Annotated in this window: 8 protein-coding genes; 5 read left to right on the forward strand and 3 right to left on the reverse strand. The window is 46.3% G+C overall.

Annotated features, from left to right (window positions below):
* Both iolE and iolD read right to left on the reverse strand, forming a co-directional pair.
* Positions 1-897 carry a myo-inosose-2 dehydratase gene (gene iolE, locus EDC16_RS10845; protein WP_132967877.1) on the reverse strand — a complete coding sequence of 299 codons (897 nt, stop codon included), beginning with the start codon at positions 895-897 and terminating at the stop codon, positions 1-3.
* A gap of 53 nt (positions 898-950) precedes the next feature.
* Positions 951-2,891: a 3D-(3,5/4)-trihydroxycyclohexane-1,2-dione acylhydrolase (decyclizing) gene (gene iolD, locus EDC16_RS10850; RefSeq protein ID WP_132967878.1), complete on the reverse strand. Its 1,941-nt coding sequence runs from the start codon at positions 2,889-2,891 to the stop codon at positions 951-953.
* A 389-nt stretch (positions 2,892-3,280) separates the two neighbouring features.
* Between iolD and EDC16_RS10855 the strand changes: the two genes are divergently transcribed.
* From EDC16_RS10855 to EDC16_RS10865, 3 genes are all read left to right on the forward strand, one after another.
* Complete coding sequence (locus EDC16_RS10855) at positions 3,281-5,200, forward strand: bifunctional 5-dehydro-2-deoxygluconokinase/5-dehydro-2-deoxyphosphogluconate aldolase (RefSeq protein WP_132967879.1); 1,920 nt, start codon at positions 3,281-3,283, stop codon at positions 5,198-5,200.
* Between the two features lie 93 nt (positions 5,201-5,293).
* On the forward strand, positions 5,294-7,165 hold the full coding sequence (locus EDC16_RS10860; protein ID WP_132967880.1) for a DUF294 nucleotidyltransferase-like domain-containing protein: 1,872 nt from the start codon (positions 5,294-5,296) through the stop codon (positions 7,163-7,165).
* Complete coding sequence (locus tag EDC16_RS10865; RefSeq protein WP_132967881.1) at positions 7,162-7,878, forward strand: exonuclease domain-containing protein; 717 nt, start codon at positions 7,162-7,164, stop codon at positions 7,876-7,878. Before EDC16_RS10860 ends, EDC16_RS10865 begins: the two co-directional genes overlap by 4 nt.
* Positions 7,879-7,984: 106 nt before the next feature.
* Here the strand turns inward: EDC16_RS10865 and EDC16_RS10870 are convergent, their stop codons facing one another.
* Positions 7,985-9,667, reverse strand: coding sequence for a solute:sodium symporter family transporter (locus EDC16_RS10870; RefSeq protein WP_132967882.1), 1,683 nt, complete (start codon positions 9,665-9,667; stop codon positions 7,985-7,987).
* 387 nt (positions 9,668-10,054) lie between these two features.
* Between EDC16_RS10870 and narQ the strand changes: the two genes are divergently transcribed.
* Together narQ and EDC16_RS10880 are read left to right on the forward strand one after the other, a co-directional pair.
* Positions 10,055-11,755: a nitrate/nitrite two-component system sensor histidine kinase NarQ gene (narQ, locus tag EDC16_RS10875; protein ID WP_132967883.1), complete on the forward strand. Its 1,701-nt coding sequence runs from the start codon at positions 10,055-10,057 to the stop codon at positions 11,753-11,755.
* Between the two features lie 38 nt (positions 11,756-11,793).
* Positions 11,794-12,297 (forward strand): GNAT family N-acetyltransferase, encoded by a 504-nt coding sequence (locus EDC16_RS10880; RefSeq protein WP_132967884.1) that lies wholly within the window; start codon positions 11,794-11,796, stop codon positions 12,295-12,297.
* The last annotated feature ends 216 nt before the right edge of the window (positions 12,298-12,513 follow it).

Consider the following 12,513-nt stretch of genomic DNA (forward strand, 5'->3'; position numbering starts at 1 on the left):
TTAAACTCCTGCGACTGCTCTAATGTGTTTACGGCCTTTCAAGGCATATTCAAATGGATTCGCCAATGCCGGATCTTGTTCGGCTTCCACTACCATCCAACCTTTGTAGTCATGTTTTTCTAAAATTTCAAAAATCGGTTTGAAGTCAATCACACCGTCTCCCGGTACGGTGAACGTCCCTTTTTTCACCCCTTCCAAGAAGCTGAGATCGTTGGCTTTGACCTCGGCAACCACGTCATCACGCACATCTTTCAAGTGCACATGGACGATACGGTCAATGTATTTTTCCAATACGTCTAACATCGCTTGTTGTGACCCTTCAGAATAGTAAAGATGACCAGAATCAAACAGTAGATAGACATCATCATTGGTCACTTCCATATAGCGATCAACCTCTTGTGGCGTTTGAATCCCGGTGCCCATATGGTGATGCAGACAGACTTTCATGCCTTTTTCGGCAGCGATTTTAGCCAGCTCGTTGTAGCCCTCCGCCAACAACTGCCATTCGGCATCGTTAAACACCGTTTTTTCTTTGAAAATCGCTTTTTTCTGCCCTTGAATACTGCGGCTCTGTTCTGAACAACCGATCACTTTGGCGCCCATGGCGTGTAAGAAATTCATGTGTTCAATAAAATCTTTGATGGTTTGCTCTTTTTTGCCGTCCACAAAGAAAGTACTGAACCACGCATTACAGATTTGAATGCCCCGCACGTCCAATTTGTGTTTCAGCACTTTTACATCACGCGGATATTTATTGCCGACTTCACAGCCTTCATATCCTGCCAACGCCATTTCACTGACACACTGTTCAAAGGTGTTTTCTGCGCCCAATTCCGGCAAGTCATCATTGGTCCAGCCGATTGGGGCGATACCCAATTTCACATTTTCTGCTTTCATCTGTTTGTTTCTCCTTCAAAGGTGATTTTAAATACTGTATTTAACTCGATTATTTAATAACGACGGGCACGATTAATCTGAATTTCCGCTTTTTGGAAAGCCTCACGCACCCGCTCTTTTTCCGACACTTCTGCTACGCCGACGTGCCACCAACTGCCATAACCATGCACCATAGTTTTCGGCAGCACTTTAATATCGATCAGCGTAGAGACTTTCTGTTTTTTTGCCTCTTCAATTGCGGTTTTCAACTCTTCTTCGGTTCTGACTTTATAGGTTTTGCAGCCGTAAGAGGCGGCATTCATGGCAAAATCCACCGGGATAAAGCCGGCATCCAGCTGGTTGGTTTGCGGATTTCTGAAACGGAATTCGGTACAGAAGCTGTCCATGCCGTTGCCGATTTGCAAGTTGTTGATGCAACCGTTGGTCATATTGTCTAGCAGGATAATATTAATTTTTTTATGTTCCTGAATCGAGGTGATCAACTCCGAATGCAGCATTAAATACGATCCGTCGCCCAAGAAGGCATACACCTCTTTTTCCGGTTCCGCCAGTTTTGCGCCCAAGGCGGCATTGACTTCATAGCCCATACAGGAATAACCGTATTCCAGATGATAGGTATTTTCGCCTTTGCTTTGCCAAGTGCGTTGCAAATCCCCCGGCAAGCTGCCAGCGGCTGCAACAATAATATCGTTTTCGCCCAATGTCTGGTTCAAAATGCCTAACACTCGGCTTTGAGTCAGTGATGAACCGGTGATTTGTTGGAATTCCTGATAAACCGCAGCGGTATCTAGGCGGTCATTGACTTCCGGCACAAAGGTTTTGCCACTATAAGTGATGTTATACACCCGGTTTAACTCTTGTTCGAACTGTTGTTTGGCATGCGCAATCTGATCGCGCCATTGTGCTTGATACCCGGTGGCTTGCAACAACGGCTGTAGTTGCTGCAAACTGGCTTTAGCATCGGCGGTAACTTGCACCCCGTCCAGTTTATAGGCATCGAAACGCGCGATATTGATATTTAAAAATTCCACTTCCGGATGTTGGAAAATCCATTTGGACGAGGTGGTGAAATCGGTGTAACGAGTACCAATACCGATCACCAAATCGGCTTCTTTCGCCAACAAATTGGCAGACAAACAACCGGTTTCGCCCACGCCGCCAACATTAAGCGGATGCGCGGAAACCACCGCACTTTTGCCCGCTTGGGTTTCGGCAAACGGAATTTGATAGGCTTCAGCAAAGGCTTTCAGCTCTGCAGCCGCTTCGGAATAACGTACGCCGCCGCCACAAATAATCAACGGTTTTTGCTTGCGTTTGATCAATTCCAGCGCTTGTTGCAGCATCGGTTCAGTTGGTAAAGTGCGTTCAATGCGGTGAATCCGTTTTTGCAGAAAATACTCAGGGAAATCATACGCTTCCGCTTGCACATCTTGCGGCAAGGCAATTGTTACCGCCCCGGTTTCCGCCGGATCGGTCAGCACCCGCATCGCATTAATACAGGCGGTCATCAACTGTTCCGGACGATTGACCCGATCCCAATATTTACTCACCGCTTTAAACGCATCATTGGTACTGATACTCAAATTATAGCTTTGCTCGATCTGTTGCAGCACCGGATCCGGTTGCCGGGTGGCAAACACATCGCCGGGCAACAGTAGCAGCGGAATTCGGTTGGCGGTCGCCGTGGCTGCTGCGGTGATCATATTGGCAGCGCCGGGGCCGACTGAGGAGGTGCAGGCGTAAATCTGTTTGCGTGCCTTCTGTTTGGCAAATCCCATCGCCGCATGCGCCATGCCTTGTTCGTTGCGTCCTTGGTGCACAATCAACTGCCCGCTGTCTTGTTCCAACGCTTGCCCCAAACCAAGCACGTTACCGTGTCCAAAAATGCCAAAAATACCCTTCACAAATTTGCTGACTTTGCCGTCCACTTCCACATATTGGTTGTCTAAAAATTTGATGAGTGCTTGGGCAACGGTGAGTTTTTGTGTTTTCATAGATTCTCCTGCCAAAATAATGCGAGCTATCAATGCTACAGTGAATGACTGCTACAGTGAATGTTTACAGTCGCTATTCTACTCAAAATTAATTTCAATAAAATACAAAATGAAATGTAAATTTCATTTTTGCGAGCTGGATCAATTTCTTGATCAAAAAAAGTGAAAAGTCCGGTTTTTTTGGCTAAAACGAGCCACATGAGTTATTACTGAAATGAGGTTAGAAACAGCACCTAAAAAAATTTTTTGAGATCAAGATCCCAAAAAAACGAGTTGATAATAGCAAAATGAAATATTTATTCTAAAATAAAACAAAGTTAAATGGTTTGTTTTGATTGGCATTATCGCAATTGCAAAACAGTACGCAGTAAATACAGGAGAGGATCACTATGTCACAACAGCCCGCATCAAAACCCTTAGACCTCATTTGTCTCGGACGGATTGCCGTCGATTTATACGGGCAACAGATCGGTTCCCGCTTGGAAGACGAAACCACCTTCGCCAAATATCTTGGCGGCTCCTCTGGCAATGTGGCATACGGCACGGCGATTCAGGGCTTGAAATCGTCAATGCTTGCCCGGGTGGGCGACGAACATATGGGGCGTTTTTTACGTCAAGAGTTGCAAAGCGTCGGTACAGATACCAGTCACTTGATTACCGACAAAGAGCGCTTGACCGCACTTGTCATTCTTGGCATCAAAGATAACGAAACCTTCCCACTGATTTTCTATCGTGACAACTGTGCCGATATGGCGATCAGTGCCGATGACTTCAGCGAAGACTACATCGCTTCGGCAAAAGCCTTGGCGATCACCGGCACCCATCTTTCGCACCCGAAAACCCGCCATGCAGTGCTGACCGCACTTGAATATGCCGGACGCAACGGCGTGAAACGGTTGCTGGATATTGATTATCGCCCGGTGTTGTGGGGCTTAACATCGCTTGGCGATGGTGAAACCCGCTATGTGGATTCACAAGCGGTAACCGATTCGCTACAAGAGGTGTTACACCACTTTGATGTGCTGGTCGGTACCGAAGAGGAATTTCATATCGCTGGCGGCTCGACCGACACCCTGACCGCACTTAAGAACGTACGCCAATGCAGCCAAGCAACCTTGGTGTGCAAACGTGGCGCGCAAGGCTGCTCGGTGTTCGAGGGTGAGATTCCTGATGATTTAGATGGTGGCTTGAACGTATACGGCGTACGGGTGGCCGTGCTAAACGTACTGGGCGCCGGCGATGCCTTTATGTCCGGTTTATTACGCGGTTATATCAACGGCGAAGGTTGGGAGCAAGCCTGTCGCTACGCCAATGCCTGCGGTGCGTTGGTGGTATCCCGTCATGGCTGTGCACCGGCAATGCCGAGCAAAAAAGAGCTGGATGACTATTTGTCCCGTGCCGAATCGGTGCCTCGCCCGGATTTAGATGTCACTTTAAACCATCTACACCGTGTCACCACGCGCAAAACCGAATGGAATAATCTGTGTATCTTCGCCTTTGATCACCGCAAACAACTGGACGAAATGGCACAAAAGTGCGGTGCTGATCCGAAACGGATACCGTACTTGAAAACACTGTTGTTGCAAGCGGCACAACAAACCGCCAAAGCAGAAGGCGTGGATAATGGACAGTCCGGTATTTTAGCCGACACCACTTACGGACAAGACGCATTAAATGCGATCACCGGCAAAAACTGGTGGATTGGACGCCCGATTGAAAAACCGGCTTCACGCCCATTGGCATTGGAATATGGCGACTTAGGCAGTCAATTGATCACTTGGCCGCAAGAACATGTGGTCAAATGTTTAGCGTTTTACCACCCACACGATACGACTGATTTGAAAGCGCAACAAGACCAAAAACTGCTGGATGTCTATCAAGCCTGTTGCCGCACCGGGCACGAACTGCTGTTGGAAATTATTCTGCCGTTGGATATGGAGCAACAAGAGCACTATTACAGTGAAATTGTGCAACATCTCTACCGCTTAGGCATCAAACCCGATTGGTGGAAACTGCCGGGCATCAGCGCCGACGGTTGGGCAGATTTAAGCCAAATTATCGAAAGCAACGACAGTTACTGTCGCGGTATCCTGATTCTGGGTTTAGATGCACCGGAGTCCGTGTTCGATGCAACCTTTAAAGCGGCTGCCAACGCAAAATTGGTGAAAGGCTTTGCCGTCGGCAGAACCATTTTCGCCGAACCGTCCGCCGAGTGGTTAGCAGGAAAACTCGACGATCAACAGTTGATTGCTGCGGTTTCCGAGCGCTATCAACGTTTGATCCAATTGTGGAAAAAATACCGCACTTGATTGATTTGTAATAATGATTAACATGAAAAGACACCTTAAGTTACCCGATTTAAGGTGTCTTTGATTTTGCTATACACTATGAGGAAAAATGCGATGGACAGCTCTTTGATTCCGAATATTGAATGGTTTATTGCCCAAATTGACCCATTTAATCACCTGCCAAAAAGTGTCATCAGTCAAATCGCTGCCAATATTGAAATCCGTTATATTGCCGAAGGTGCAGTGATTGCGTTTGAAGAACAACGTGACAAACGCTGTCTGTATTTAATCCGCACCGGTGCGGTCGAACAAAAAAAAGCGAATGGGGAGCTGCGGGCAAGATTAGAAAGTGGCAGCGTGTTTGGTTTCAGTATTTTTAACCCACTGGAAGAAGAGCATTACACCGCACTTGCGATTGAAAACAGCCTGATTTATCAAGTCCCCTACGCTATCCTGCACCGAATTTTACAGCAACACCCTGAATATGCAGAATATTTTGCCAGTGATGCCAACATTCGCCTGCATAAGGCTGCACAAACCCATTTAGCGCAAGGTCAAGGCAATCTTTTTATGCAATCTGTGGCCGAAGTGGCAAACCGCAAAATTGCACAGGTTGATGCCCGTGCCACCATTCAGCATACCGCAGAAAAAATGTGCCAACAGCGCCGTTCGTCGGCGTTAATCATGCAGGACGGGCAGCTTATCGGTATTGTCAACGATCGCGATATGACTAAAAAAGTAGTGGCGCAAGCGTTGGATGTGCAATTGCCGATCACCCATATCATGACCCCGAATCCTCCCACGGTTGCTGCCGATGATTCGGTACTGAATGCAGTCTCGTTGATGATGCAACACAATATCCGCAGTTTGCCGGTGATGGCAGACAATCAGGTTTTAGGCATTTTGACCGCCACCGATTTAGTTCAGAAAAACAGCACTCAGTCTATTTTTTTGATTAACCATATTTTTCAGGCAGATTCGCTGCCGTTATTGATTAAACTGGGGCAAAAACGGCAGGCACTGTTTGCAGCCTTGGTCAATAGCGGGACTCACTATCAACATATTATGCAAGTGATGACATTGATTGCCGACGCCTTCAACCAAAAATTACTCATGATGGCAGAACATTACTGCGGCGTGGCGCCGTGTCGCTACGCATGGCTGGTTTCCGGCTCCCAAGCCCGTTATGAGATTCATCCGCTGTCTGATCAAGACAATGCCATCATCACCGAACGGAAATTAAGTTTTGAAGAGCAGCGTTATTTTTTACGACTGGCTGAATTTGTCAATGACGGGCTGGACAAGTGCGGTTATGAAAAATGTTCTGGTGGTTATATGGCCTCGAATCCGAGATGGTGTCAATCTTTGGCTGAATGGCAACAAGATTTCCGCCACTGGATTCAGAATCCGGAACAAGAAGGATTACTCAATGCGTCGGTTTTGCTCGATTTGCGTGCCATTTACGGCGCATCAGATTTGGGCACCGAGTTGCAGCAGTTTTTTGTTCAATTGATTGGGCAAAACAGACGTTTTTTAGCCTTTTTGACGGCTAATGCGATCCGAGTTAAACCACCGCTGAATATTTTCAGGAATTTTGTGCTGATCAAAGATGGAGAACACAAAAACAAACTGAATCTGAAAAAACGTGCCATCAGCTTATTAGTGGATTTAGGGCGTATTTATGCGCTGTCTGCCGGCATCGTGCAGGCGTCTTCGACTGAAGAACGGTTCAAGGCATGCTATCAAGCCAACGTGATCAACCAAGCCACGTTGGACGATATTTTAGCAGCGTATCACTTCGTGAGCGAAGTGCGGTTTAAATATCAAGCGCAGGCATTGCAACAGCAACAAATGCTCACCAACCACATTACCCCTGATGATTTAACTTCGTTTGAACGTAATAATCTGAAAGATGCTTTTCGTTTAATCGCCAAATTGCAGGAGGCGGCGGAATTGCGTTTTTCACAGAAAGGGTTGCTGCGATGAAATCACTTTTCAAGCGCTGGCAGCAGCGATTTGATCCTTTGGCAAAACTGGAGAAGCAACGCATCGAATTATGCGCTCAACACCAATGTCCGCCAGCGCTATTACCACTGTTTACCGCCGCTTATCCGCATGCCGACACCGATCTCAAATCGTTGTCTTATCTGGTGATCGATTTTGAAACCACCGGGCTGAATCCGATGATCGATCATATCCTCAGTGTCGCCAGTATACCGATTGACGATTTTTGCTTGAAATTGTCTGAATCTCGCCATGATTTTGTAGCACAGCAGCAAATTAAACAAGATACTGCTGTGATTAACCATATCGTACCGCAAATGCTACAAAGTGCGGTCAGCTTGGATCAGGTGATGACGCAGCTATTCACTCAGATGCAAGGACGCATCGTGATAGCGCATGGTTCAAATATAGAAAAGCGCTTTATTCAGCACTATTTGGCAATGAAATATAAATTGCAATCGTTTCCATTGCTTTGGCTGGACACCTTAAAACTGGAACGAACTTTCGTTGTCACACAACCGCAACAAGCTTATCAATTGGGTCGTGTACGCCGACATTATGGCTTGCCGGAATATATTAATCATAACGCCTTAATTGACGCCATTGCCGCCGGTGAGTTGTTTTTAGCACAAATCATTCGTCTGTTCGGTTCGCAAAAACAAACCTTAGGCGAGGTTTACAAACGATCATTATAAAAACATCAAAGTGCGGTTCGTACGATATCGAGAAAATCAATCGCCCCATTTGGTTAGCAACACCACAGCCAACAAGAATGGGGCAATTATTTAGGTATATTTTTTATCAGGCGACTGATTTCAACTGCTTACTACGCTGTTGCACAAAAACATACAGGAAATACAACAAAGTGCCGGCAGCAAAACAGTAATAACCAATCCAAACTAAGGTCGGTACATTATGTGCCATAAAGATATACATGGTTAAAGACAGCAGCGTGATCACCAACGCAACCGGTTTAACATATGCCCAAGGTTCAATGTCCACTTGTTGGGTATAGACTTCTTGATACGGTTGTTCCATCGGTTTAAAGTGTCCAATCAGCAGCATAATCACCACATTGATCACAAACAACAGCCCTACCAAATGGAAGAAGTGCATATCGACTTTTAAAATAAAGTTACACACAATGTAGGAAACCATCCCGAAAATCAGCCCAAATTTTGCGGCAATCGACGGCACGCGTTTAGTCAGCAAACCCACTACAACCACGCTTAAAATCGGCGCATTAAACACCCCTTGCAGCTGCTGAATCAGATAAAATAACCCATCCGGCGCATTGGCAACCAATGGCGCCACCACCATCGCCACCACAGCCAAAATAATCCCGACCACTTTGCCGACATTCACCAGTTTGGTATCACTGGCATTGGGGTTAATCTGCACTTTATACACATTGCGCGAAAACAAAGTCACCGACGAGTTCAGCGCACTATTAAAGGTGGACAACACCGCTCCGACCACCACGGCGGCAAAGAAGCCGACCAACGCATCCGGCAACACCAAATGCACCAAATCCGGATAAGCCTGATCGGGAATATCCAATTTGCCTTGGAAAATATGGAACGCAATGATACCGGGCAGAATAATCAGTAAAGGACCTAACAGTTTTAAGAAAGCGCACAACAGCACCCCTTTCTGCCCTTCTTTCAGATTTTTAGCGCCCAAAGCACGCTGAATAATCGATTGATTAGTGCACCAGAAAAACATGTTCGACACAATCAAGCCGGTGAACAGTGTTGAAAACGGCACCACCGAATCCGTAGCGCCAATAGAATTAAAATGATCCGGATTGGCATGATATACCTCTTTTAACCCATTCCAAGCGTTACCATCACCAACGTACATCAAGCCCAAAACAGTAACCATAATCCCGCCGACCAACAAGCCGACGCCATTGATGGTGTCGGAAACCGCCACCGCTTTCAGCCCGCCGAAAATCGCATAAATCGAACCCAAAATACCAACACCCCACACCATGATCCAAAGTGCGGTCGTCTTATCCACGCCAAAGACTTCAGACACCCGGAACAAGCTTTCAAGCGCTAAAGCACCGGTATACAACACGATAGGCAACAACGAAATCACATAACAGCCCAGAAACAGCAATGAAGTAATCAGCAACGTGCCTTTATCGAAGCGTTTTTCTAAAAATTCCGGAATCGTAGCGATACCAAGTTTTAAATATTTTGGTAAAAAGTAAAATGCGAACATCGCAATCGTAATCGCCGCCATCACTTCCCACGCCATCACAATAAAGCCCGAACGATACGCCAAACCGTTCAACCCAACCAAATGCTCAGTGGATAAATTGGTCAGCATCATCGAACCGGCAATAAACACCGCGGTTAACGAACGACCGGCAAGATAATATCCTTCAGAATGGCTGAGATCGTCATGTCTGGTGTACCACCAGGCAATCAGCGCCACCATGGCAGTGAAGCCGACGAATGATATAAACGCTAGCATAAATTCTCCTCGTATCTCGATAAACAATCGGTTTTAATAACAATCACCATTTCATTTATGAAATATACGTTTCGAATTTGATTTGCGCAATTGCTAATCTTTCATTTTGCTATCGAGATCAAATTTTAGGAAATTATTTATGTAATAAGTAGTAAACTCAGCTATGTTTCAGTCCGTACTGTATTCGAATTTACCTAATGTGGAAAATTTATTTCATATTGAATGGAATTTTTAAATGGTCGCCTAGAAAGCTGCCACCGGTTATTGAAAGTCATAATAGGCAAAATACCGCGCTTTAACCGCTAAGTTAGCTATACCGCACTTGCTAGAATGCTTATAATATCCCATCAATCCTAACCACCATTGCTGAAACCCTTGGAGCAAGTCGTGCAAATCAAGAAGTCCGTCACGTCGCGGTTGGCGTATAATTTAGTGTTGATTATCCTGCTGTCGGGGCTGTCCACTTGTGTCACCACATTGATTATGATCAGCAACCATTCCGATGCGGAGATGATCAATGTGTCCGGCTCGCTGCGGATGCAGAGCTATCGCCTGCTGCACGAGATGCAATATCAGCCTGAGCTGCTGGAACACGGAATGAAAACTTATCGCGCCAGTCTGCAAACCCCGACATTGATGAGTTTAGAGCGTTTTTATGTGCCAAGTAAGGTGCAGATCGCATACCGCACTTTGCTGGAAAGTTGGGCGGTGATGGAGCAATATATTCTGCAACACGAGCCGGAGCTGTATCGACAAAATCTAGAGCGTTATGTGGAACAGGTCGATAATTTTGTCTCGGTATTGCAAGTTTTCTCCGAACAACGAATCCGTTTTGCGATTTATATTAATATTTTCAGCCTATTACTGATGATTCTGCTGAGTGCTTATTTACTCAGTTACAGCCGCAAAAAAGTGGTCGAGCCGCTGCAACGTTTAGTGACTGCCAGTCGGCAGGTACAAAACAGTCAGTTTCAACATATCGAACTGGATATCGACAGCGCCAATGAGCTGGGCGAATTATCACGCGGGTTTACCCAAATGGCAGCGCAGCTGCAAAAACTCTACCTTTCGCTTGAGGAGCAAGTGAGCCAGAAAACCCGTAGCTTGACTCAAATCAACCGCACGTTATCGATGTTATACTACTCCTCCCAGCAACTGACTCTGCACGAAATCACACGGGAAAATCTGCTGACGGTGCTGACGCTATTGCAGCAGAATGAGAAGCTGCAAGTAGTACGTCTGAGTGCAAACGGCAATGAGATGTTTGATCTGCAAGCTGGACAAGAGAGCGACGTGCCTTGGCAAACCACCCGAATTATGATCAACGAGCAACATCTAGGCAACTTAAACTGGCAGCGCAGCGAAGCCTATCCCGATTTACGCACCATCGAAAATATTGCACAAATGTTGGGGCGGGCAATCCACTCTTACCAGCTGTTGCGCCAGCGGCAGCATTTGATCTTAATGCAGGAACGTTCGATTATCGCTCGTGAACTGCACGATTCGCTGGCACAGGTGCTTGCCTATTTACAGATTCAATTAACCTTATTAAAACGCAGCATTCTACAAGAAGTGGATGCCGCAAAAGCCAACAAAAGTTTGACCATTTTGAACCAATTTGAAACCGCACTGAGCGACGGCTACACCCAACTGCGAGAGCTGTTGGCGACTTTCCGGTTGACCGTCAGCGAGTCCAATTTGACATTGGCATTGCAAGAGGTGATCGACTCGCTGCAATCTCGTTCCGAAGCAAAAATTGTGCTCGATTGTGCGCTGCCGTCACAACTATTAAACGCACAGCAGCAAATTCATCTGCTGCAAATTGTGCGCGAAGCGGTACTGAACAGTATTAAGCACGCCAGCGCCTCATTGATTGAAGTAGTTGCCAAAACCAATCCAGATGGCGAAAATGAAGTGCTGATTCGCGATGATGGCATCGGCATTCCGTCACTAAATGAACCGAGCGGGCACTACGGTTTGAATATCATGCACGAACGGGCGCAAGAATTAAAAGCCATATTGAACATTCAACGTCGCGCCACTGGTGGCACTGAAGTCAGCTTACGTTTGCCGAACAGCGTTGAATAGCACCACCCAATAATCATAAAAATAAAACAGGAAATAAGATGACAGAAATCAGTATCCAACCGTCAGCAACACAGGATTTAAATCAGATTGTTGCTATTTATAACCAGACGATCGCTTGCCGCCACATCACCTCCGATTTAGAGCCGATTAGTGTTGCCGATCGCCAAGCCTGGTTTGAGTTTCATCAAAATAACCCGCGTTATCCGATTTGGTCGGTGCGCGCCCACGATAACCGCCTGATCGGCTGGGCAACGCTGTCGCCGTTTTACGGCCGTCCGGCTTATGGTATTACTGCTGAAGCCAGTTTTTATCTGGACAAAAGCGCACAAGGAAAAGGCATCGGTAGCCAAGTGGTGCGTTTTTTGCAGCAGCAGATGCAGCCGCTACAATTTTCAACGCTGTTGGGTTTTGTGTTTAAGGGGAATCCTGCTAGTGTCGGCGTGCTGCAAAAGTGCGGTTTTCAGATTTGGGGCGAACTGCCCGACGTTGCCGATATGCAGCAACATAAAGAAACACTGTTGTTGCTCGGCTATCAGGTCTAGAGTAGGTTCTTATTTCACGAATAATCCGCTCTCTTTTAGTTTTGGATATAGTAAACAGCCGGCGTTACCACCAGCTTCAGACTGCTGACAAAGTTTAAAATACACGATTAATATTGTAAAAGTAGCAACTGTGTTTCCTGTTTTTTGGAAACACATTTTTAACCCACAGATACTGTGGATAAATGGCGTGTAGCGTCCCATTTCTCATTACGTTTT

This window comes from Testudinibacter aquarius, assembly GCF_004342725.1.
Classification (GTDB): domain Bacteria; phylum Pseudomonadota; class Gammaproteobacteria; order Enterobacterales; family Pasteurellaceae; genus Chelonobacter; species Chelonobacter aquarius.

What these genes read in the sequence shown, in the direction of transcription:
- EDC16_RS10860 (WP_132967880.1), top strand. Translation starts at nt 5,294, where the DNA reads ATGGACAGCTCTTTGATTCCGAATATTGAATGGTTTATTGCCCAAATT.
- EDC16_RS10880 (WP_132967884.1), top strand. Translation starts at nt 11,794, where the DNA reads ATGACAGAAATCAGTATCCAACCGTCAGCAACACAGGATTTAAATCAG.
- EDC16_RS10855 (WP_132967879.1), top strand. Translation starts at nt 3,281, where the DNA reads ATGTCACAACAGCCCGCATCAAAACCCTTAGACCTCATTTGTCTCGGA.
- EDC16_RS10865 (WP_132967881.1), top strand. Translation starts at nt 7,162, where the DNA reads ATGAAATCACTTTTCAAGCGCTGGCAGCAGCGATTTGATCCTTTGGCA.
- EDC16_RS10870 (WP_132967882.1), bottom strand. Translation starts at nt 9,667, where the DNA reads ATGCTAGCGTTTATATCATTCGTCGGCTTCACTGCCATGGTGGCGCTG.
- iolD (WP_132967878.1), bottom strand. Translation starts at nt 2,891, where the DNA reads ATGAAAACACAAAAACTCACCGTTGCCCAAGCACTCATCAAATTTTTA.
- iolE (WP_132967877.1), bottom strand. Translation starts at nt 897, where the DNA reads ATGAAAGCAGAAAATGTGAAATTGGGTATCGCCCCAATCGGCTGGACC.